The sequence below is a fragment of the Klebsiella sp. 18074 genome (genome assembly GCF_902705905.1).
GTDB lineage: Bacteria > Pseudomonadota > Gammaproteobacteria > Enterobacterales > Enterobacteriaceae > Klebsiella > Klebsiella terrigena.
Map to the genome: position 1 here is coordinate 1 of NZ_CACSIS010000021.1, position 20,850 is coordinate 20,850.

The 20,850-nt window shown below is 56.8% G+C and carries 22 protein-coding genes; 5 read left to right on the top strand and 17 right to left on the bottom strand.

Features of this window, described 5'->3' with window-relative positions:
- Positions 1 to 152 precede the first annotated feature (152 nt).
- Complete coding sequence (gene dcuC, locus GVK32_RS19385) at positions 153 to 1,526, bottom strand: anaerobic C4-dicarboxylate transporter DcuC (RefSeq protein WP_159871902.1); 1,374 nt, start codon at positions 1,524 to 1,526, stop codon at positions 153 to 155.
- 292 nt (positions 1,527 to 1,818) lie between these two features.
- On the opposite strand from dcuC, the gene pagP reads away from it, so the two are divergent.
- Both pagP and cspE read left to right on the top strand, forming a co-directional pair.
- Positions 1,819 to 2,394 (top strand): lipid IV(A) palmitoyltransferase PagP, encoded by a 576-nt coding sequence (gene pagP, locus GVK32_RS19390; RefSeq protein WP_159871905.1) that lies wholly within the window; start codon positions 1,819 to 1,821, stop codon positions 2,392 to 2,394.
- A gap of 193 nt (positions 2,395 to 2,587) precedes the next feature.
- Entirely contained in the window at positions 2,588 to 2,797 is a 210-nt protein-coding gene (cspE, locus tag GVK32_RS19395; protein ID WP_004859511.1) for a transcription antiterminator/RNA stability regulator CspE, read from the top strand.
- A gap of 57 nt (positions 2,798 to 2,854) precedes the next feature.
- Here the strand turns inward: cspE and crcB are convergent, their stop codons facing one another.
- Entirely contained in the window at positions 2,855 to 3,238 is a 384-nt protein-coding gene (crcB, locus tag GVK32_RS19400) for a fluoride efflux transporter CrcB (RefSeq protein ID WP_159871908.1), read from the bottom strand.
- A gap of 90 nt (positions 3,239 to 3,328) precedes the next feature.
- Here crcB and GVK32_RS19405 point away from each other — a divergent pair, with 90 nt between their 5' ends.
- Together GVK32_RS19405 and tatE are read left to right on the top strand one after the other, a co-directional pair.
- Positions 3,329 to 4,117: a deaminated glutathione amidase gene (locus GVK32_RS19405; protein WP_159871911.1), complete on the top strand. Its 789-nt coding sequence runs from the start codon at positions 3,329 to 3,331 to the stop codon at positions 4,115 to 4,117.
- 127 nt (positions 4,118 to 4,244) lie between these two features.
- On the top strand, positions 4,245 to 4,448 hold the full coding sequence (gene tatE, locus GVK32_RS19410) for a twin-arginine translocase subunit TatE (RefSeq protein ID WP_076944924.1): 204 nt from the start codon (positions 4,245 to 4,247) through the stop codon (positions 4,446 to 4,448).
- A 238-nt stretch (positions 4,449 to 4,686) separates the two neighbouring features.
- On the opposite strand, the gene lipA is transcribed toward tatE, so the two are convergent.
- From lipA to leuS, 15 genes are all read right to left on the bottom strand, one after another.
- The gene (gene lipA / locus GVK32_RS19415; protein ID WP_041144573.1) at positions 4,687 to 5,652 is read right to left on the bottom strand and encodes a lipoyl synthase; all 966 of its coding nucleotides are present in this window, start codon (positions 5,650 to 5,652) and stop codon (positions 4,687 to 4,689) included.
- A 185-nt stretch (positions 5,653 to 5,837) separates the two neighbouring features.
- On the bottom strand, positions 5,838 to 6,782 hold the full coding sequence (locus GVK32_RS19420) for a YbeF family transcriptional regulator (RefSeq protein ID WP_159871914.1): 945 nt from the start codon (positions 6,780 to 6,782) through the stop codon (positions 5,838 to 5,840).
- A gap of 138 nt (positions 6,783 to 6,920) precedes the next feature.
- A complete protein-coding gene (gene lipB, locus GVK32_RS19425) occupies positions 6,921 to 7,565 on the bottom strand; it encodes a lipoyl(octanoyl) transferase LipB (protein ID WP_159871917.1) in 645 nt (214 codons plus the stop codon).
- A gap of 94 nt (positions 7,566 to 7,659) precedes the next feature.
- A complete protein-coding gene (ybeD, locus tag GVK32_RS19430; protein WP_041144576.1) occupies positions 7,660 to 7,923 on the bottom strand; it encodes a DUF493 family protein YbeD in 264 nt (87 codons plus the stop codon).
- A 114-nt stretch (positions 7,924 to 8,037) separates the two neighbouring features.
- On the bottom strand, positions 8,038 to 9,237 hold the full coding sequence (dacA, locus tag GVK32_RS19435; RefSeq protein WP_159871920.1) for a D-alanyl-D-alanine carboxypeptidase DacA: 1,200 nt from the start codon (positions 9,235 to 9,237) through the stop codon (positions 8,038 to 8,040).
- A 142-nt stretch (positions 9,238 to 9,379) separates the two neighbouring features.
- Complete coding sequence (rlpA, locus tag GVK32_RS19440) at positions 9,380 to 10,507, bottom strand: endolytic peptidoglycan transglycosylase RlpA (RefSeq protein ID WP_123707001.1); 1,128 nt, start codon at positions 10,505 to 10,507, stop codon at positions 9,380 to 9,382.
- A 10-nt stretch (positions 10,508 to 10,517) separates the two neighbouring features.
- Positions 10,518 to 11,630, bottom strand: a complete 1,113-nt coding sequence (gene mrdB, locus GVK32_RS19445; RefSeq protein WP_041144579.1) for a peptidoglycan glycosyltransferase MrdB — start codon at positions 11,628 to 11,630, stop codon at positions 10,518 to 10,520.
- Positions 11,630 to 13,531: a peptidoglycan DD-transpeptidase MrdA gene (gene mrdA / locus GVK32_RS19450; RefSeq protein ID WP_159871923.1), complete on the bottom strand. Its 1,902-nt coding sequence runs from the start codon at positions 13,529 to 13,531 to the stop codon at positions 11,630 to 11,632. The genes mrdB and mrdA overlap by 1 nt, the downstream gene beginning before the upstream one ends.
- A gap of 27 nt (positions 13,532 to 13,558) precedes the next feature.
- Positions 13,559 to 14,026, bottom strand: a complete 468-nt coding sequence (gene rlmH, locus GVK32_RS19455) for a 23S rRNA (pseudouridine(1915)-N(3))-methyltransferase RlmH (protein ID WP_041144581.1) — start codon at positions 14,024 to 14,026, stop codon at positions 13,559 to 13,561.
- 3 nt (positions 14,027 to 14,029) lie between these two features.
- Entirely contained in the window at positions 14,030 to 14,347 is a 318-nt protein-coding gene (gene rsfS, locus GVK32_RS19460) for a ribosome silencing factor (protein ID WP_004859547.1), read from the bottom strand.
- A gap of 209 nt (positions 14,348 to 14,556) precedes the next feature.
- Entirely contained in the window at positions 14,557 to 15,186 is a 630-nt protein-coding gene (locus GVK32_RS19465; protein WP_159871926.1) for an adenosylcobalamin/alpha-ribazole phosphatase, read from the bottom strand.
- Positions 15,187 to 15,242: 56 nt separating this feature from the next.
- Complete coding sequence (nadD, locus tag GVK32_RS19470) at positions 15,243 to 15,893, bottom strand: nicotinate-nucleotide adenylyltransferase (protein ID WP_200842911.1); 651 nt, start codon at positions 15,891 to 15,893, stop codon at positions 15,243 to 15,245.
- Complete coding sequence (gene holA / locus GVK32_RS19475) at positions 15,886 to 16,917, bottom strand: DNA polymerase III subunit delta (RefSeq protein WP_133596812.1); 1,032 nt, start codon at positions 16,915 to 16,917, stop codon at positions 15,886 to 15,888. Before holA ends, nadD begins: the two co-directional genes overlap by 8 nt.
- The gene (gene lptE, locus GVK32_RS19480; protein WP_159871929.1) at positions 16,917 to 17,507 is read right to left on the bottom strand and encodes an LPS assembly lipoprotein LptE; all 591 of its coding nucleotides are present in this window, start codon (positions 17,505 to 17,507) and stop codon (positions 16,917 to 16,919) included. Before lptE ends, holA begins: the two co-directional genes overlap by 1 nt.
- A 14-nt stretch (positions 17,508 to 17,521) precedes the next feature.
- On the bottom strand, positions 17,522 to 20,104 hold the full coding sequence (gene leuS / locus GVK32_RS19485; protein ID WP_159871932.1) for a leucine--tRNA ligase: 2,583 nt from the start codon (positions 20,102 to 20,104) through the stop codon (positions 17,522 to 17,524).
- A gap of 222 nt (positions 20,105 to 20,326) precedes the next feature.
- On the opposite strand from leuS, the gene GVK32_RS19490 reads away from it, so the two are divergent.
- Positions 20,327 to 20,812, top strand: a complete 486-nt coding sequence (locus tag GVK32_RS19490; RefSeq protein WP_185022474.1) for a zinc ribbon-containing protein — start codon at positions 20,327 to 20,329, stop codon at positions 20,810 to 20,812.
- Positions 20,813 to 20,850: the final 38 nt, after the last annotated feature.

Here is a 20,850-nt window from a genome sequence, read left to right on the forward strand (position 1 = left end):
AGTAATGGTTTCAAACTGATATTGATGGGGGGAAGGTTCTCTAAGCATGGCAGTCAGTCCATTTTTTGCACTGACCTTATTAGATCAAAGTCCTGGCCTCACGGCCAGGACTTTGTCATCAATCTGAGGCGCCTGCTGGCGCCTTTTCACGTTTATTGAACGGTGGTTCCGGGCACCAGAATTTCGGTGGCGATAATCACCACCAGCAGGCCGACAAGAACCGGTACCGAGGTCCGCTTCACCACCTCAAACGGCGAGATTTTTGCCATCCCGGCCACGGCAACCACCACGCCCGATACCGGGGAAATGGTCCGGCCAAGGTTGGATGCCTGCAGCATCGGGATCGACAGATAGGCCGGGTTAATACCCGACGAGTGCGCCAGCTTGGGGATCATCTCAACGAAGGCGTAAAACGGGGCGTTACCTGAACCGGTCGTCATGGCTGCCAGCATCGTCAGCACGACCAGCACCAGCATCAGAATGATACTGGCGGAGCCAAACGAGGTCGCAATCGAAATCAGGCTATTGATAAAGCCGATGGTGCTCAGGCCCTGGGCAAACACGCCGGCGGCGACCAGCAGCATGACCACGCCGGCAAAGGCGTCGGCCATCCCGCGATAGGCGGCTTCCAGCCCGCTGAAGACGTTTTTGGTGTTAAAGCCGCGGCAGAATTCCAGCACCGCCGCCAGCAGCATGCACATCACCAGGATGGCAATAATATGCAGCTCCGGGCCCCATTTCCCGTCGAAGATAAGCACGCCGATAATGGGTGTGAAGGGCAGAATGGCGTAGAAGGAGGGGGCGGTGGTGGTTATCTCGTTGACGTCGAGCATTTCGTGGGCGACGTTCTCTTTCTTATCCAGGTAGCGTTGCCAGAAAAAGTGGGCAATCGCCATGCCGACAATCGCCGCGATGGAGATCGGCAGCGTGGTCTTAAAGGCAAAATCGATGAGCGGCATTTCGGCGGCCTTCGCCGCGAGGACGACATCGCCGGAGGTTGGGGAGAGGATAATGGCCGCCGGGGAGGCGCAAATAGCCGCCGCCGCGCCGCGGCTGATCCCGACGTTGACCATCACCGGGAACAGCGTTGCCATCAGCAGGACACCGAGGCCGGTCGCCGAAGAGACGGCCAGCGACATCAGGCAGGCGACAAAATAGGCGGCGATCATCAGCAGGTAGGGGGAGTTAATGTAGCGCAGGGGCTTCGAGGCCAGTTTGACCACCATATCGTTGGCGCCGATATGCGTCATGTAGGTGGCAAATCCGCAGAGCATCATAATCATCATGCCGAGGTCGCCGCCGCGGCTCATCAGCAGAATTTTGATGTATTCGATGATGTCGGTCGCGGAGTAGCCCGTGCTTTTCGCCTCGCCGGGTAAAATTTTATGTCCCATCAGCGCGCTGACGATAAGCAGCGTCAGACCGCCAACAAAGAGCACGCCGGTGGCGGAATACCCTTTGATGATATAGCGGGCGACGCCCACAATGACCACGATCCCAATAAGGATCTCAACTAGCGTAAGCATTATTTTACCCCTGAACCATTAACCCAAAGAATGTGCTGATAAATAAGGTTGTGCAAAAATTAAGGGAAGGAATGTGCCGAATAAATCGACGAAACATGCTGATGCAAATCAATAAACCGATGAGAATTGCCTAATCAGCGGTCGGCGCGCGGGCGCTATCACAAAGTCGACAGGCTGGGTTGTTGCGATTTCGTGGGCGGTAAATCAAGACTTTGCCGTATTTCGTTAAGGTTATATTAAGATTATATTTGCTACTTTATTCCGCTTTAAAATCGATATTGGTAATTGAGAAGTGTTAAGACTACGTTATGTTGTACTGTTTTTGCTCAGTTTTTCCGGGCTGCTGCTCTCCAGTGGGATAGCAAATGCGTCATTTAGCTCGACGATTCGCGATGGCTATAACACCTTAAGCGATAACGTTGCTGAGACCTGGAAGGAGCCAGAACACTACGACCTGTATGTTCCCTCGATCACCTGGCACGCCCGATTTGCCTATGACAAAGAAAAAACCGATGAGTATAACGAGCGTCCCTGGGGGGCCGGTTTCGGCGTGTCGCGCTGGGATGATAAAGGTAACTGGCATGGCCTGTACGCGATGGCATTTAAGGACTCGTATAACAAATGGGAACCTATCGCCGGCTACGGCTGGGAGAAAACCTGGCGTCCGCTCGCCGACGATAACTTCCACCTTGGCCTCGGCTATACGCTCGGCGTAACCGCGCGCGATAACTGGCACTATATTCCGCTGCCGGTGGTACTGCCGATGGCGTCTATCGGCTACGGCCCGGCGACGTTCCAGATGACCTACATCCCCGGTACCTATAACAACGGTAACGTTTACTTTGCCTGGGCCCGCTTTCAGTTTTAATCCGCACTCGCTTAGTGATAAAAGAGCTGAGCATTATGTTATGTGGAAAAACAATAACTAAAGCGCAACCACTAAAAAAGATAGCGACTTTTGTCACTTTTTAGCAAAGTTCGACTGGACAAAAGGCACCACAATTGATGTACTGGATCGCGACACAGTATCAGTGTCTTTTTTTCATATAAAGGTAATTTTGATGTCTAAGATTAAAGGTAACGTTAAGTGGTTTAATGAGTCCAAAGGATTCGGTTTCATTACTCCGGAAGATGGCAGCAAAGATGTATTCGTACATTTCTCTGCAATCCAGTCCAACGGTTTCAAAACTCTGGCTGAAGGTCAGCGTGTAGAGTTCGAAATCACTAACGGTGCCAAAGGCCCTTCTGCTGCAAACGTAAACGCTATCTAAGCAACGCGTCAGTAGAATATAAAAACCCGCGCTTAGCGGGTTTTTTTTTGCCTGTTTTTAACGGCTGGCGGCATGAGAAAAGAGCCAGAACGCTGCCGCCGTCATGGCGAATGAGCCCAGCAGGTTGACCAGAAGATTGAGCAGGGCCCAGCTGAAGCGCCCCTGCTGCAGCAGAAACACCACTTCCGCTGAGAAGGTGGAGAAGGTCGTCAATCCGCCGCAAAAGCCGGTAGTGATGAGCAGCTTCCACATCGGGTCGATATCGGTCAGCCGGTTAAACCAGGCCAGGCCGGCGCCAATGATAAATGCGCCCAGCAGGTTGGCCGTTAGCGTGCCAATGGGAATGGCATGGTGCAGGGGGTTAAACTTCATTCCCAGCCACCAGCGCAATACGCTGCCGGTACCGCCGCCAAGAAAAACGGCTAAAAGTAGTTGTGACACTCTCATTCCCTGCTATTTGGTTAATACTGGGGAATGAGTGTAGCGCGCAAAATGCGTCGCTGGCTATGAATTCGCGAACGGGAGATTAAGATGCTGGTTGCTGCTGGACAATTTGCCGTCACCCCTGACTGGCGGGCGAATGCGCAGACCTGCGTAGCGCTGATGGCCCAGGCCGCTGAGCAGGGCGCGTCGCTGCTGGTGCTGCCCGAGGCGCTGCTGGCACGCGACGATAGCGACCCGGATCTCTCGGTTAAATCGGCGCAGGAGATAGACGGCGGCTTCCTGTGCCTGCTGCGCGAGGAGAGCCGTAGCAACGGCTTAACCACCGTGCTGACGATTCACGTGCCTTCCGGCGAGGGACGCGCGGCTAATACGCTGGTGGCGATACGCCGCGGCGAGGTTATCGCACAATACCAGAAGCTACACTTATACGATGCGTTTAATATACAGGAGTCGCGGCGCGTTGATGCCGGCCTGCAGATCCCGGCGCTGATTGACGTCGACGGGGTTCGGGTTGGCCTGATGACCTGCTATGATTTGCGCTTCCCGGAGCTGGCGTTAAGCCTCGCACTGAGCGGCGCCGAGATCCTCGTTCTCCCGACCGCGTGGGTGAGAGGGCCGATGAAGGAGCATCACTGGGCGACGCTGTTGGCCGCCCGCGCGCTGGACACGACCTGCTATATCGTGGCGGCAGGAGAGTGCGGGAACCGTAATATCGGCCAGAGCCGAATTATCGATCCCCTCGGCACGACGCTGGCCGGCGCGGCGGATCGGCCGCAGATGATTTTTGCCGACGTTTCCATGGATTATCTACGCCAGGTGCGCGAGCGCTTGCCGGTGCTGCAGAACCGCCGCTTTGCGCCACCGCAATTATTGTGACGTTTTTTTAAACAGAGCTTGATTCACCTTGTTACAGATTGCTATTGTGTCCGCGCGTCAAATAGCCGTTAATTGTTCGCGTGTATGATGGCGTATTCGCAGATTGTTTTAGAGAAGAAGGTTAGCTATGGGTGAGATTAGTATTACCAAACTGCTGGTTGTCGCAGCACTGATTATTTTAGTGTTTGGTACCAAAAAACTACGTACGCTGGGTGGAGACCTGGGTTCGGCTATCAAAGGCTTTAAGAAGGCCATGAACGACGACGATAGCGCGAAGAAAACCAGTGCGGAAGAAGAAACTCCGGCACAGAAGCTCTCTCATAAAGAGTAATTAAATGTCTGCTCCCCGACAGCGGGAGCAGGTTGCCGGCAGGGCTATCAGCCTGCACGGATAAGAGGCTGCAGCGATTATCGTTGCGGCCTCTTTTTGTATCCTGCAAGGTCATTGGCTGAAAAATGCAACCGACTGTAACCGCGCCGGCGGATTTATTGCGGGGAAAGGACGAGGTAGCGCAAGGAGAGCTGACCGCTGCACGCGGGAAGCGCGCAGCGGTCGAGGACGGCGTGAACTACTTCACTTCCATCCCTTTGGCCTGCAGGTCGGCATGATAGGACGAGCGGACGAACGGGCCGCAGGCGGCATGGGTGAAGCCCATGGCCATCGCTTCGGCTTTCATCTCTTCGAACTCATCCGGGCTAACGTAGCGCTGTACCGGCAGGTGGTGACGGCTCGGCTGCAGGTACTGACCAAGGGTCAGCATCGTCACGCCGTGGCGACGCAGGTCGCGCATAACTTCAACGATTTCAGCGTTGGTTTCACCGAGGCCGACCATCAGACCCGACTTGGTTGGGATCTCCGGATGCGCTTCTTTGAAGCTTTCCAGCAGCTTTAACGACCAGTTATAATCGGCGCCTGGGCGTACCTGGCGATAGAGACGCGGCACGTTTTCCAGGTTGTGGTTAAAGACGTCCGGCGGCGTAACCTTGAGGATATCCAGGGCGCGATCCATACGGCCGCGGAAGTCCGGAACCAGGGTTTCAATCTTAATCGACGGGCTTTTCTCACGGATGGCGCTGATGCAGTCGGCGAAATGCTGAGCACCACCGTCGCGAAGGTCATCGCGGTCGACGGAGGTGACAACGACGTACTTCAGGCCCATGTCGGCGATGGTTTGCGCGAGCTTCTGCGGTTCATTAGCATCCGGGGTCACCGGACGACCGTGGGCGACGTCGCAGAACGGGCAGCGGCGGGTGCAGATAGCACCGAGGATCATAAAGGTTGCCGTTCCGTGGTTGAAGCATTCCGCAAGATTCGGGCAAGAAGCTTCTTCGCACACGGAGTGCAAACCGTTCTTACGCATCGCTGCTTTGATACCCTGGATACGGGACGAGTCAGCCGGAAGTTTGATTTTCATCCATTCCGGTTTTCTGAGCAGAGCTTCACGCTCAGTTGCCACGTTTTTCACCGGGATAAGGGCCATTTTATCGGCGTCGCGGTATTTAACACCGCGTTCCATCACAATGGGTTTACTCATAGCGTGCGTGTTCCAGTTGCGAGTACGAAGGAAAACGAATTAATTCAAGTAAATGTTGTATTTATCAACTATTTTTGAATCAAGGATAGGCAGTATACCATTGATACGGGCCAGAAAGCAGCCTGCCTGTTCGGCAAATTGTAAAATAGTTGTTGTTTTATGCTTTCCCTCACGTGCGGTATGGCTTAAAAAGCCTGACGAACCGCCTCAATCACCTCATTGAGCAGGGGTTCCTGGGCGCTGAGCTTGTTGTAATGCAGCGAAATGTCGATGGTTTCATCGGCGAGAGGCGGGTAGTCCAGCGCCGCCAGTGGCCAGGTTTTGGCCAACAGCGAAAACATCCGGTTCGGCATCAGCCCAAGCATATCGCTGGCGCTCACCAGCGCGGCCTGAGTTAACAGATTGTAGCTGCTAAAGCCGCAGCGCCGCGCCCCTGGCTGCTCCTGCAGCCGGCGGTGCAGCGCCGGATAGCGCTGGCCCTCGGGCAGCAGCAGGGCAAACTCGTACTGACGAAGATGCTCTTCGCTGTGCGGCATAGCCAGCGCCGGATGCGCCTCACGGCAGTACATCATCACCCGATCCTGGAACAGAACGTGGTGCACGATCGACTGGCCGCTGTGCGCGTAGCTGTCGATCAGCAGATCCACCTGGCGCTGGTTAAGCTGGCTGGGGGCATCGGTAATGGCGATATTGTGCAGCAGCACCTGCGGGAAGCGAGGTTTCAGCGCCTGCGCAATTGTCGGCATGACCAGCGCGCCGACGGTGGGTGAGGTGGCGATGGTGATGACCCGCTGCTGATGCGGGCTGCCGGTTAAATCCAGCGCGCTGAGGAAGGCTTCCATTCCCTGGCTGATGTACTGATGGAGGTGCGTCGCGTAGGCGGTCGGCGTCACGCCCTGGCCCTTGCGAATAAACAGCGGATCGGGAAAAAGCGCGCGGAGTTTGTTGATCGACTGGCTAATGGCCGAGGGGGTGATATTCAGCACCTTAGCCGCATTCACGATGCCCTTGTGTACGTATACGGCTTCGAAAATCGTCAGTAAGTTGAGGTCAATATTGCGCAGAATGCGGAATACCTGGCGATCGTCGAGCTGTTCGGTGGGCTCCGGTTGCGGATGATTTTTTTCCACTCTGCGCCTCCTGTCATAGCGAATAGCGCAAGTATAGCGGTCAGTGACGCCGCCGTTTGTGGCAATTAATTGCAAATAGAATGGCTTAACGAAAGTGAGGCGCAAAAACGGCGCCCCGGGAAGCCGGGACGCCCGGATTTACTCTGCGGAAATGAACTCGTGCGGCGGGTTGTCGAGCAGCGCCAGCAGGTTGGCAACCAGTCGTGGTGCGACGATGTGCGGCGCCGCTTCGGGCTGCCACTGGCGCATTTGCGCCATCTCCATTCCGGCGTAGCCGCAGGGATTAATCCGCAGGAACGGCGAAAGGTCCATTGCGATATTGAGCGCCAGGCCATGGAACGAGCACCCTTTGCGAATGCGCAGGCCAAGCGAGCAGATCTTTTGCTCACCGACGTAAACGCCGGGCGCATCGGCGCGCGGGTGCGACTCAATAGCGTACTCCGCCAGGGTATTGACCACGGTCTGCTCCAGCAGCGTCACCAGTTCGCGTACGCCCAGCTTGCGGCGTTTGAGATTGAGCAGGACGTACATCACCTGCTGCCCCGGCCCGTGGTAGGTTACCTGGCCGCCGCGATCGCTTTGAATGACCGGAATATCGCCCGCTACCAGAACGTGCTCCGCTTTTCCCGCCTGGCCCTGGGTAAAGACCGGATGATGTTCAACCAGCCAGATTTCATCGAGGGTTGTTTCATCGCGCGAGTCGGTAAAGTCGTGCATTGCCTGCGAGACAGGGGCGTAAGGCTGCAGGCCGAGTTGACGAATGAGGATTTTATTGTGCTGCAAAACAACGTCTCCGCACAGAGAAGTGATTTAAGGCAGCGAGTATATCACAGCGGGGAAGGGGATGACCCGGCGCGAGGCCGGGTAGCGGAATGGGTTACAGCACCATCCGGACGATCTCAATATTACCCAGCTCTTCGTACAGGGTTTCGACCTGCTCGATATGGGTGGCGTTGATGGTGATAGAAACCGAGTGGTAGTTACCTTTGCTGCTCGGCTTTACCTGCGGAGAGTAATCACCAGGCGCATGGCGCTGTACCACTTCCACCACCTGATCAACCAGCTCAGGCAACGCCTGCCCCATTACTTTGTAAGTAAATGGAGTAGGGAATTCAAGCAGTTCGTTAAGTTTGGTTTTCATGTCAGCTCCGGTGTTACGACAAAAAATAATAACTCCCACAAGGTGTGGGAGTTATCAGGTTACTTTGATAGTTAGTATATGGGGATGTAAATCACACTTTCAAGCGTTCGATTTTTAACCAAACCAGTGGTGGAACATTAACTTAATGTAATCAATCATTTTGCCGAAGAAATTACCTTCCGGGATTTCCTGCAGCACCACCAGCGGGCGCTGATCGATAGTTTTGCCGTCCAGCTGGAAGTTAATGGTGCCGACAACCTGGTTTTTCTGCAGCGGTGCGTGCAGTTCAGTATTGTTCAGTACGTAGCTGGCCTTCAGATCTTTCATGCGGCCGCGCGGAATGGTCAGATACACGTCTTTATCGACGCCCAGCGATGCGCGATCGCTATCGCCAAACCAGGCCGGCTCGGAGGAGAACTCTTTGCCCGCTTTCAGCGGATTGACGGTTTCAAAGAAGCGGAAGCCCCAGGTCAGCAGCTTTTTGCTTTCGGATTCACGACCTTTATAGGTGCGGCCCCCCATCACGGCGGAGATCAGGCGCATCTGGCCTTCTGTTGCCGAGGCGACGAGGTTATAGCCCGCTTTATCCGTGTGGCCGGTTTTGATGCCGTCGACGTTGAGGCTGTTATCCCACAGCAGCCCGTTACGGTTGAGCTGGCGGATGCCGTTAAAGGTGAACTCTTTTTCTTTGTAGATGGTGTATTCGTTCGGCACGTCGCGGATCAGCGCCTGGCCAATCAGCGCCATATCGCGCGCGGAGCTGTACTGACCTTCAGCATCCAGGCCATGAACGGTCTGGAAGTGGCTGTTTTTCAGGCCGAGGGCGTTGACGTAGCTGTTCATCAGGCTGACGAAAGCGTCCTGGCTACCGGCAACGAAGTCCGCCATCGCCACGCAGGCGTCGTTGCCTGACTGCAGGTTGATACCGCGGATCAGCTGCGAAACCGGCACCTGCATGCCTGGCTTGAGGAACATCAGGGAGGAGCCTTTAAATACCGGGTTACCGGTTGCCCACGCGTCGTTGCCCACGGTGACCAGATCGGACTCTTTGAATTTACCCGCTTTCATGGCCTGACCAATGACGTAGCTGGTCATCATTTTGGTCAGACTCGCCGGGTCGCGGCGGGAATCGGCGTTATTTTCCGCCAGCACTTTGCCTGAATTGTAATCGATAAGTACCCAGGATTCGGCATCAATCTGCGGCGCGCCTGGGATCATGGTTTTAAGATTCAGGTCATCGGCGTGGGCTGCGGAGGAGAACGCGGCAACGGAGAGGGCCGTAACGAGTAAACGTGCGGTGAAAGAGATCTTCATGGTCTGAACAACGGCATCCGTGATGGAGTTAAAAAAGTGCCTTACTATAACAAATGCTCTGCGGACCGGCATCCGACATTGCGCATGACTTTGTTAACGATTTTGTCATGCCCAATGCGATACGGACGGCGGTCCGACGCGTTTAGTTGGCGTGAGTAATAAATGACTGCAGCTGAGCTTCGCTCTGCAGGCGCTGCTGAACGGTGCTGGCTTGTGACTTGCTGGCGAACGGGCCCAGCTGAATACGCCACACCGCGCCGTTTTGCACCACGCGGCCGGGAACGGAGAACTGCTGGCTCAGGCGCTGCTGGTACTGCTGAGCGCGGGCCTGGTCGCTAACGGCGCCAACCTGTACCACATAGTCGCCGCTGGCAGCAGCGCTGGTTGAGGTAGAGGCGGCGGCAACCGCAGTCGCCGTCGTCGCAGCGGCGGCTGGCGCAACGCTGCCCTGGATGGATCCCGGCGCGGTGACCGGCGCGGTTGATGCGGCGGCCTGAGCGACGGGTTCGCTGCCCTCCAGCACGCCGTTATTCAACGGCGTCGGGGCGCCGAGGAAGCCGCTGCTGTTGACCGGCGCGCCGACGCTATCGTCGGATTTCAGCGTTGAGTTACTGATGGCGCGCACGTCGGTTTGCGCCGGCTGATCGGTTGACACGCCGCTGCCGCCGTCCAGATCCGGACGCGCCGGCAAGGCATAGGTTTGTTTCGCCACGGTGGTACAGGCCATTCCCGGACCCGAGAGCGAGCCGTCCTGCGCGACGATAATAGGATCGATGCGCACCTTGGTATTATTCGAGGTGTTCAGCCGGTCGGCGGAGGCGCGCGAAAGCGATATCACGCGATCGTTGCCGTACGGGCCGCGATCGTTGATACGCACCACGATCATGCGGCCGTTTGCGACGTTGGTAATACGCGCGTAGCTGGGGATCGGCAGCGTAGGGTGCGCGGCGGTGAGCTGGGTAGGATCGAAGGCCTCACCGGATGCGGTCAGGTTGCTGTTGGGCTCAGCATCATAAATCGCCGCCAGGCCAGTCTGGGTAAAATTAGACGGGTCCTGCACGATTTTATAGCTTTTACCGTCGCGTTCGTAATCCTGATTTGCCGTCGGATTCGGCGCTTCATAGTGCGGATCGGCGCCGCTGATTTCTACGCTTGGGCCATTACAAACCGCCGGCTGCGGTGTGCTGACGGTTTTTTGTTGAACGTCTTCACCCGAACATGCCGCCAGCAGCCCTGCTGCTATGCAGATCCCCAGCCATTGCTTACGCATTGCGAACCCCTTAAACGCTTTTCGACAACATTTTTCTGTGGGTGTGGATCGACATTACGATACCAAACCCGGCCATCAATACGATCAGGGCTGAGCCCCCGTAGCTCACCAGCGGCAACGGTACCCCCACCACTGGCAAAATACCACTCACCATACCAATATTTACGAAGACATAAACGAATAAAATCAACATTAAACCACCGGCCATGACCCGGCCAAAAGTGGTTTGTGCCTGGGCGGCGATCCACAGCCCGCGCATTATGAGCAGGATATAGAGCGCCAGCAGAACCAGCACGCCAATCAGCCCAAGCTCTTCGGCCAGGACCGCGAAGATAAAGTCGGTGTGGCGTTCCGGCAGAAATTCCAGCTGCGACTGGGTGCCGTGTAGCCAGCCTTTCCCGCGCAGTCCGCCGGAGCCAATAGCAATTTTAGACTGGATAATGTGATAGCCGGCGCCCAGCGGGTCAGTTTCCGGATCGAGCAGCATCATAACGCGCTGACGCTGGTAGTCGTGCATCAGGAAGAACCACAGAATCGGGATAAACGCGGCGACCAGCACCACCGCAACGCCGATCAGGCGCCAGCTCAGCCCGGAAAGGAACAGCACAAACAGGCCGGACAGGGCGATAAGGATTGAGGTCCCAAGGTCAGGCTGCGCCGCAACCAGCAGGGTCGGCAGGAAAATCAGCACCAGCGCAATGGCGGTATTTTTCAGCGAGGGCGGGCAGACGTCGCGGTTAATAAAGCGTGCCACCATCAGCGGAACGGCGATTTTAGCAATTTCCGAGGGCTGGAAACGGACGATGCCGAGATCCAGCCAGCGCTGGGCGCCTTTCGAGATAGCGCCGAAGGCATCCACCGCCACCAGTAAAATAATACAGAATATATAGAGATAGGGCGCCCAGCCTTCATACACGCGCGGCGGGATTTGCGCCATGACGATCATAATCACGATACCCATCGCGATCTGGCCAATTTTACGTTCCATCATCCCGATATCCTGGCCGCTTGCGCTCCAGATAACCAGCGCGCTATAGGTCAGCAGCGCCAGCAGTATCAGCACCATGGTGGGATCGAGATGGATTTTATCCCACAGCGATTTTTTGTTTGGATTATCGGTCATTATTGATCCTCCCCCGCCGTCACCGCCGGATTTTCACTCGGCAGATTGGTATTGTTATCACCCAGCATTATGTGATCGAGAATCTGGCGCATAATCGTCCCGACCGCCGGGCCTGCGCCGCCGTTCTCGAGAATGATCGCCACGGCAACCTGGGGGTTGTTGTAAGGAGCAAACGCCGTCATGAGTTTGTGGTCACGCAGGCGCTCAGCGATTCTGTGCGCGTTATAGGTTTCATTGGCCTTCAGGCCGAATACCTGTGCCGTACCGGATTTCGCCGCGATTTTGTAAGGTGCGCTGGCGAAGTACTTATGCGCGGTACCGTTGCCGCGGTTGGCCACGCCGAACATTCCGTCTTTGGCAATCTCCCAGAAGCCGGAGTGAATATCGCCCACCGGCGGTTCGTGCGGCTGAACCCAGGGTACCTGCTTGCCGTCTTCGACGGTGCTTTGCAGCAGATGCGGCACTTTTACCACGCCGTCATTAATCAGGATCATCAGCGCCTTGTTCATCTGAATCGGCGTTGCGGTCCAGTAGCCCTGGCCGATACCGACCGGAATGGTGTCCCCCTGATACCAGGGCTTTTTAAAGCGCTTCAGCTTCCATTCACGGGTGGGCATATTCCCGGAGCGCTCTTCTGACAGATCGATGCCGGTATAGTGGCCGTAGCCGAATTTATTCATCCATTCCGACAGGCGGTCGATGCCCATATCATAGGCAACCTGATAGAAATAGGTATCCGCAGACTCTTCCAGCGCTTTGGTCACGTTCAGGTGCCCGTGGCCCCATTTTTTCCAGTCGCGATAGCGTTTATCTGAACCGGGCAGCTGCCACCAGCCGGGATCGAACAGGCTGGTATTGCGGGTGATGACGTTGGCGCTCAGCGCCGAGACGGCAACGTAAGGTTTCACCGTCGAGGCCGGCGGATAGACCCCCTGCGTGGCGCGGTTGATCAGCGGCGTATTCGGATCGTTGAGCAGCCCGGAGTAGTCCTTGCTGGAGATCCCGTCCACGAACAGGTTCGGATCGTAGCTCGGGGTGGAAACCAGCGCCAGAACGCTGCCGGTGCGCGGGTCGGTGACCACCACAGCGGCGCGGCTGCCGGCCAGCAGCGTTTCAATATACTGCTGCAGCTTGAGATCGAGAGTTAAATAGATATCGCGCCCGGCCTGCGGCGGCACCTCTTTGAGCTGACGAATGACGCGGCCGCGGTTGTTGACCTCGACCTCTTCGTAGCCGGTCTGCCCGTGCAGAATGTCTTCATAGTAGCGTTCGATACCCAGCTTACCGATATCGTGGGTTGAAGCGTAGTTCGCCAGCTTGCCCTCTTTATCCAGACGATCGACGTCTTTATCGTTAATTTTTGAGACATAGCCGATAACGTGGGTGAGGGCGGAGTTGTAGGGATAATAGCGGCGCTTATAGCCTCTTACTTCGACGCCGGGAAAGCGGTACTGATTGACCGCGAAGCGGGCAACCTGCACTTCGGTCAGGTTAACCTTGACCGGAATGGAGGTGAAGCGGTGGGAACGCGAGCGCTCCTTTTTAAAACCGGCAATATCATCATCCGTGAGGTCAATGACGTCACGCAGCGCGTCCAGCGTCTGCTGCACGTTATCGACCTTCTCCGGCATCATTTCCAGCTGATAGATGGTGCGGTTCAGCGCCAGCGGCGTGCCGTTACGGTCATAGATAATACCGCGACTTGGCGGGATGGGAACCAGCTTGATGCGGTTTTCGTTCGAGCGCGTCTGATAGTCCGTGTAACGGACTATCTGCACGTTATAAAGATTGGCAACCAGTATGCCGGTAAGCAGCAAAATCCCCAAAAAAGCGACCAGCGCCCGGCGCACAAACAGCGAGGATTCAGCCGTATAGTCGCGGAAAGAATTCTGTAATTTCATTCGCTGCTTAGTCTACCCTGGTCATCATCATTCACGGTGGTAAGGGTGGTTGGTTGTAATGCTCCACGCCCGATACAGACTCTCCGCAACCAGTACGCGTACCAGCGGGTGAGGCAAGGTCAGGGTGGAGAGCGACCAGCTCTGTTCCGCCGCGGCTTTACACGCCGGAGAAAGCCCCTCGGGGCCGCCGATCAGCAGGCTGACGTCGCGGCCATCTTGCTTCCAGCGCTCCAGCTCACGCGCCACCTGCGGCGTATCCCAGGGTTTCCCCGGAATATCCAGGGTCACGATGCGGTTTTTACCCGCGGCTGCCAGCATCATCTCCCCTTCTTTTTCGAGGATACGCTTGATATCGGCATTTTTACCGCGCTTACCGGCGGGGATTTCCAACAGCTCGAACGGCATATCTTTTGGAAAACGACGCAGATATTCACTAAAGCCGGTCTGAACCCAGTCCGGCATTTTGGTGCCAACGGCCACCAGCTGCAGCTTCACGCATTAACTCCAGAGTTTTTCCAGCTCGTAAAGACGACGGCTCTCTTCCTGCATGACGTGAACCATGACGTCGCCAAGATCGACAACAATCCAGTCGGCGGCGCTTTCACCCTCTACGCCCAGCGGCAGCATGCCGGCGGCGCGAGACTCTTGTACCACGTGGTCGGCGATGGACATTACGTGGCGCGTAGACGTGCCGGTGCAAATAATCATGCAATCTGTAATGCTGGATTTGCCATGAACGTCAATGGCTACGATGTCCTGACCTTTCAGGTCATCAATTTTGTCGATAACAAAATCCTGGAGTGCTTTACCCTGCAAGAGTTCCCCCTGGGTGAGTGAAGAGTGAAAATAATAAACAGCCTGGCAGTATACCTGAACTCATAAGGAAGTCGGGATAAATGTCTGCCAACCGGCGTTGGAGGCGGCTATCATCCCATCCATCGCCGTTGATTGCATCGCCATTTTTGTAAAACATCTGTATGGCGGATACCTTCAGGCTGCGGAGAATAGCAGCCTGCTCCGACCTGTCAATGGTCTGGACTGAATTCTTCTTCCGCCCGCCAGACGGCCCGGCTATTGAGTACCCGCAGCGTGGCGAAATCTGCGCGCAGATCGAGCATGCTCCACGCGCCGTGTTCGATGGGGAAACGCCACATCGCCGCCGCCGGCATCTCCAGCAGAAGGGCGGTTAACAGGCTAAGCGCTCCCTGATGGCCGACGATGAGCAGATGGTCAAGATGCTGATACTGCGCCAGCGCCTCGCTAAATGCCGCTACTCGTCGGGCAAAATTCTGAAAACTTTCGCCGTTGGTGGGCGACGCGTGCTGCCAGTCCGCGCACCAGGCGGCATAGTTTTCCGCATCTTCATGCTGCAAATCCTGATGGTGGCGCATTTCCCAGTCGCCAAAGAACATCTCATTGAGGTCGGGAATAATTTCGCGGGGGATCGCCCGGTCGCCCAGCAGCAGGTCAGCGGTACGCTGGGTGCGCTCAAGCTCGCTGCAAAGAACGCGGTCAAACGCCACCGCCTGCAGTTGCTGACCAAGCCGGAGGGCCTGGGCCTCGCCGCGTTCGGTGAGGGGAGTGGGCGCGCGTCCGCTGTACAGACCGGCTGCGTTAGCCTGGGTTTCGCCATGACGAACTAACCATAATTTCATGATTATCCTCACTGAGTCGAAAGGGGAGGCGCTAAATTACCCGGCGGCGCCGGGGGTTAGCAATAAAGCTTTTGCTGATGAATGTAGTCCAGGACGGCCGCCGGCAGCATATCGGCACAGGATTCGCCGCTTTCAAGACGCTGGCGAATGAGGGTGGCCGAAATATCAAACCACGGCGTTTCCGCCAGATAGATAGCCCCGGCGGGGCGGCGGTGGAGCTGCTCGATATCGTGGGTTAAATGCTTATCGAGCCACTGCTGGTCCTCCGGGCGCTGCATCACCAGCGGATAGCCCGGACGCCGGCAGACGATCAGATGCACGTTATCCAGAATGCTGGCGTAGTTGTGCCAGGTGGGGAAGGTGAGCAAAGAGTCCTGGCCGATGATAAATGCCAGCGACGGCTTTGGCCCTTGCTCCTGGCGCCACTCCTGCAGCGTTTGCGCCGACCAGGACGGCGTCTGGCGCTGCAGCTCGCGATCGTCGAGCACGAACAACGGCTTATCAGCAATAGCCAGTTCGAGCATATGCCAGCGCTGGGCGCTGGTTGCCTCCGGCTGGGGACGATGCGGCGGCACGTTGTTAGGAACGATAATCACTTTTCCCAGGCCTATCTGATTCGCCAGAATTTCGACCGGTTTGAGGTGACCGTAATGCACCGGATCGAAGGTGCCTCCGTACATTGCCTGCAGCTGAGTCATATCAACCATCGATAAACACGTCCGCCAGCGCTTTGTGGCAGAGCAGTAAAGAAAGGCTCTCTAATTCGGGCCAGATGCTGGTTCCGTAATCCTGCTTGAAGGTGAGCTCCGCTCGGGTAAGCAGGGTAACGGCCTGGCGCAGCTGATCGCTGCCGAGGCGGGTGAGCGCGTCGGTTAACAGCGGCCGGCGGTTTTGCCACACGCGATGCTTATCGAACAGCGAGCGCAGCGGCGTATGGGCCGACTGGCGCTTCAGGTTCACCAGCAGCAGCAGCTCTCGCTGCAGCGTGCGCAGGAGGATTGCGGGTTCGCTCCCCTCCAGTCGCAGCTGCTGCAGAATATGCAGCACGCGCTTGCTTTTGCCCGCCAGCAGCGCATCGACCCAGTGATACGGCGTAAAGTGGGCGGCATCGTTAACCGCCTGCTCTACGCGCGGCAGCGTGAGCTTGCCGTCCGGCCACAGCAGGGACAAACGCTCCAGCGCCTGCGACAGCGCCAGCAGGTTGCCTTCGTAGCAGTAGCACAGCAGCTGGCTGGCCGCGTCGTCAAGCTGCAGGCTGTTGTGCTTAGCGCGCGCGGCGAGCCAGCGCGGCAGCTGGGCATATTCCGGCGTCTGGCAGCTTACCTGCACCGCGCGGCTGGCGAGGGCAGTGACCCACGCGGCGTTCTCCTGCGCTTTGGTCAACTTATTGCCGCGCACAATCAGCAGCAAATCGTCATGCAGCATGCCGATAAGGGTTGCCAGCTGTTCGTTAATGGCCGCATTGGGGCCATTTTCAGGCAGGATCAGGAGCAGGGTTTGGCGGCTGGAGAACAGGCTCATTGCCTGACTCAGCGAGAAGAGAGCGTGCCAGTCGGTACTGGCATCAATCGTCGCGGTATGGTGTTCGATAAAGCCCTGAACGGCAGCGGCTTCGCGAATCGCATCCTGACTCTCCTGTAGCAGCAGAGGATCGCTACCCAGCAGTAAATAGGCCGCGCGCAGCCCTTCATTGAGCTGCGCGCGGAGCTGTTCCGGGTACAACCGAATCATCAGTTACCCAGCGTGGTGGAGACGCGACCACCGGAGGTGGAGGAGGCGGGGGTCGTGGTGACCGGCTGCTCCTCGCTTTTGGTGGCTTCGACATCCGCAACGTGAACGCTTGGCAGCTTACGAATCAGCTGCTCTGCTGCTTTGTCGTACATCTCCTGGATAATAATATCCTGCTCGGCATCTTTCGCTAACGCCGCCTGCGGGTTATCGAAGAACGAGCGGTAGACTTTCGTCGTGATCGGATAGATATCATGACCCGGGATTAGCACGCTGGCGTGTACCGTCATCACCATCTGGTACTCAGCGGTACGTCCGTCCTGGAAAATGGAGGCCGTATCTTTCTGAATAGACGATGATTCCAGACGCAGAGAAGGAACATCCTTACGCAGCGTGCTGCCATCGATCAGTTCAACCCCGTTCAGGCGCAGCTGGTTACGCACCGAACGGCTCAGCGGCCCGTTCGGATCGCCCGACTGGAAGATCATGGTTTTCATTGCGGTTGGGACCTGGGTAGTACTGCGCAGGTGCCAGCCGCATCCGGCGGTGATTAACACCGCCAGAGATAACAACAATGTTGCCAGATATCGCACGCTTCCTCCTGCGCTTAGCCAACGACCAGATTGAGCAGTTTGCCCGGAACGTAGATCACTTTACGTACGGTGACGCCGTCGAGATACTTCGCGACCAGATGTTCCTGACCAGCGCGGGCGCGGACCTGATCTTCGGTGGCATCGACCGGTACGGTAATTTTACCACGAACCTTACCATTAACCTGGACGACGACCAGGGTAGTATTTTCAACCATGGCGCTCTCGTCGGCGACCGGCCACGGTGCGCTGTCGATATCGCCTTCGCCGCCCAGCGCCTGCCATAAGGTGAAGCTCGCGTGCGGGGTGAACGGGTTGAGCATACGCACGACCGCCAGCAGCGCTTCACGCATCAGCGCGCGATCCTGCTCGCCTTCCTGCGGAGCTTTCGCCAGCTTGTTCATCAGCTCCATGATCGCCGCGATCGCGGTGTTGAAGGTCTGACGACGGCCGATATCATCGGTCACTTTCGCGATGGTTTTGTGCACGTCACGGCGCAGCGCCTGCTGATCTTCGCTCAGGCTGGCAGCGTCGAGGGGAATGGCCGGGCCCTGAGTCGTGTGCTCGTAGACCAGCTTCCAGACGCGCTTGAGGAAGCGGTTTGCCCCTTCAACGCCGGACTCCTGCCATTCGAGAGTCATATCTGCCGGAGAGGCGAACATCATGAACAGACGCACGGTGTCCGCGCCGTAGCGCTCAACCATCACCTGCGGGTCGATGCCGTTGTTCTTCGACTTGGACATTTTGCTCATGCCGGTATACACCAGCTCGCGGCCCTGCGGATCGAAGGCCTTAACGATACGGCCTTTCTCGTCGCGCTCGACGGTGGCATCAACCGGGGAGACCCAGTTACGCTCGCCGTTTTCGCCGACGTAGTAGAACGCGTCCGCCAGAACCATCCCCTGACACAGCAGCTGCTTAGCCGGCTCGTCAGAGTTAACCATGCCCGCGTCGCGCATCAGCTTGTGGAAGAAGCGGAAGTACAGCAAGTGCATGATCGCGTGTTCGATGCCGCCGATATAGATATCAACCGGCAGCCAGTAGTTCGCCGCTTCCGGATCCAGCATGCCCTGGTCGTACTGCGGGCAGGTGTAGCGCGCGTAGTACCACGAGGATTCCATAAAGGTATCAAAGGTATCGGTTTCACGCAGTGCAGGCTGGCCGTTGACGGTGGTTTTAGCCCACTCAGGGTCGGCTTTAATCGGGCTGGTGATGCCGTCCATGACCACGTCTTCAGGCAGGATAACCGGCAGCTGATCTTCCGGGGTCGGCATGACCGTGCCGTCTTCCAGGGTGACCATCGGGATCGGTGCGCCCCAGTAGCGCTGACGGGATACGCCCCAGTCGCGCAGACGGTAGTTTACCTTACGCTCGCCGACGCCCATCGCCGCCAGCTTGTCGGCGATGGCGTTGAAGCCCGCTTCAAAGCTCAGCCCGCTGAATTCGCCGGAGTTGAACAGCACACCTTTTTCCGTCAGCGCCTGCTCGGAGATATCTGGCTCAGAGCCGTCTGCCGCGAGGATAACCGGCTTGATGTTGAGGCCATATTTTTTGGCAAACTCATAGTCGCGCTGGTCGTGGCCCGGAACCGCCATCACCGCGCCGGTACCGTACTCCATCAGCACGAAGTTGGCCGCCCATACCGGAATAGCTTCGCCGGTCAGCGGATGGATGGCTTTAAAGCCGGTGTCGACGCCTTTTTTCTCCATCGTCGCCATTTCAGCTTCTGCGACTTTGGTGTTGCGGCATTCGTCGATAAATGCAGCCAGCGCCGGGTTATTGGCCGCCGCCTGCTGCGCCAGAGGGTGGCCCGCGGCTACGGCCAGGTAGGAGCAGCCCATAAAGGTATCAGGACGCGTGGTGTAGACGGTCAGCTTATCGGCGTAATCGTTGACGTTGAAGGAGATTTCTACCCCTTCAGAACGGCCGATCCAGTTGCGCTGCATGGTCTTGACGGTATCCGGCCAGTGATCCAGATTATCCAGATCTCTCAGCAGTTCGTCGGCGTAGGCGGTAATTTTGATAAACCACTGCGGGATCTCTTTACGCTCAACTTTGGTATCGCAGCGCCAGCAGCAGCCGTCGATAACCTGTTCGTTGGCGAGCACGGTCTGGTCGTTAGGGCACCAGTTCACCGCGGAGGTTTTCTTGTATACCAGGCCTTTTTTATACAGTTCGGTGAAGAACTTCTGCTCCCAGCGGTAGTATTCCGGGGTGCAGGTTGCCACTTCACGGCTCCAGTCGTAGCCGAAGCCCAGCTTTTTCAGCTGGTTTTTCATGTAGGCGATGTTGTCATAGGTCCACGGCGCTGGCGCCGTATTGTTTTTCACCGCTGCGCCTTCTGCAGGCAGGCCGAACGCATCCCAGCCGATGGGCTGCAGGACGTTTTTACCGAGCATACGCTGGTAGCGGGCAATCACATCGCCGATGGTGTAGTTACGCACGTGGCCCATGTGTAGTCGGCCAGAAGGATAAGGTAGCATCGACAGGCAGTAGTACTTCTCTTTGCTCTCGTCTTCAGTGACTTCAAATGTACGATTATCGTCCCAGTGAAGCTGGACTTTCGATTCTATCTCTTCCGGGCGGTATTGCTCTTGCATGGCAGCCAGTGGTCCTGTTTTCAATACAGCTACAAATGTAGCCAATGGATGTGTTATCTCAGATCGGCATAGCATAGCCCAAACGCCCACGTCAAAACAGCCTTTCGCACATTAACATCGGCAAAAGCGGCGCAGAATATTTAGCTACTCTGTGGCCTGAATGGCAAAGCAACCGGCAGATAACGTCTATTATTAGAATAAGTTAACCACACAGGAGGCGAAATGATGAACAAGGTTGCTCAATTCTACCGCGAGCTGGTGTCAACGCTCAGCGAACGGTTACGCAGTGGAGAGCGTGATATAGACGCGCTGGTGGAGCAGGCGCGGGTGAAAATCAGCCAGTCCGGTGAGTTAACGCATCGCGAAGTTGAGACGCTGACTAAGGCGGTAAGGCGCGATCTGGAAGAGTTCGCCCGCAGCTATGAAGAGAGTCATGATGAGCTAACGGACAGCGTATTTATGCGGGTTATAAAGGAGAGCCTGTGGCAGGAGCTGGCCGATATTACCGATAAAACCCAGCTGGAGTGGCGAGAGGTATTTCAGGACCTGAATCACCACGGCGTGTACCAGAGTGGCGAGGTCGTCGGGCTGGGCAATCTGGTGTGCGAGAAGTGCCACCACCATCTGGCGGTTTACACCCCGGACGTGCTGCCGCGCTGCCCGAAGTGCGGCCACGATCAGTTCCAGCGCCGGCCGTTTGAACCTTGATATTGCGTTGAGAATTGCCGTGAACAGCGCGCACGCAC

What these genes read in the sequence shown, in the direction of transcription:
- cspE (WP_004859511.1), top strand. Translation starts at nt 2,588, where the DNA reads ATGTCTAAGATTAAAGGTAACGTTAAGTGGTTTAATGAGTCCAAAGGA.
- leuS (WP_159871932.1), bottom strand. Translation starts at nt 20,104, where the DNA reads ATGCAAGAGCAATACCGCCCGGAAGAGATAGAATCGAAAGTCCAGCTT.
- mrdA (WP_159871923.1), bottom strand. Translation starts at nt 13,531, where the DNA reads ATGAAATTACAGAATTCTTTCCGCGACTATACGGCTGAATCCTCGCTG.
- GVK32_RS19490 (WP_185022474.1), top strand. Translation starts at nt 20,327, where the DNA reads ATGATGAACAAGGTTGCTCAATTCTACCGCGAGCTGGTGTCAACGCTC.
- lipA (WP_041144573.1), bottom strand. Translation starts at nt 5,652, where the DNA reads ATGAGTAAACCCATTGTGATGGAACGCGGTGTTAAATACCGCGACGCC.
- nadD (WP_200842911.1), bottom strand. Translation starts at nt 15,893, where the DNA reads ATGGTTGATATGACTCAGCTGCAGGCAATGTACGGAGGCACCTTCGAT.
- ybeD (WP_041144576.1), bottom strand. Translation starts at nt 7,923, where the DNA reads ATGAAAACCAAACTTAACGAACTGCTTGAATTCCCTACTCCATTTACT.
- GVK32_RS19405 (WP_159871911.1), top strand. Translation starts at nt 3,329, where the DNA reads ATGCTGGTTGCTGCTGGACAATTTGCCGTCACCCCTGACTGGCGGGCG.
- tatE (WP_076944924.1), top strand. Translation starts at nt 4,245, where the DNA reads ATGGGTGAGATTAGTATTACCAAACTGCTGGTTGTCGCAGCACTGATT.
- rlpA (WP_123707001.1), bottom strand. Translation starts at nt 10,507, where the DNA reads ATGCGTAAGCAATGGCTGGGGATCTGCATAGCAGCAGGGCTGCTGGCG.
- mrdB (WP_041144579.1), bottom strand. Translation starts at nt 11,630, where the DNA reads ATGACCGATAATCCAAACAAAAAATCGCTGTGGGATAAAATCCATCTC.
- dcuC (WP_159871902.1), bottom strand. Translation starts at nt 1,526, where the DNA reads ATGCTTACGCTAGTTGAGATCCTTATTGGGATCGTGGTCATTGTGGGC.
- holA (WP_133596812.1), bottom strand. Translation starts at nt 16,917, where the DNA reads ATGATTCGGTTGTACCCGGAACAGCTCCGCGCGCAGCTCAATGAAGGG.
- GVK32_RS19465 (WP_159871926.1), bottom strand. Translation starts at nt 15,186, where the DNA reads ATGAAATTATGGTTAGTTCGTCATGGCGAAACCCAGGCTAACGCAGCC.
- dacA (WP_159871920.1), bottom strand. Translation starts at nt 9,237, where the DNA reads ATGAAGATCTCTTTCACCGCACGTTTACTCGTTACGGCCCTCTCCGTT.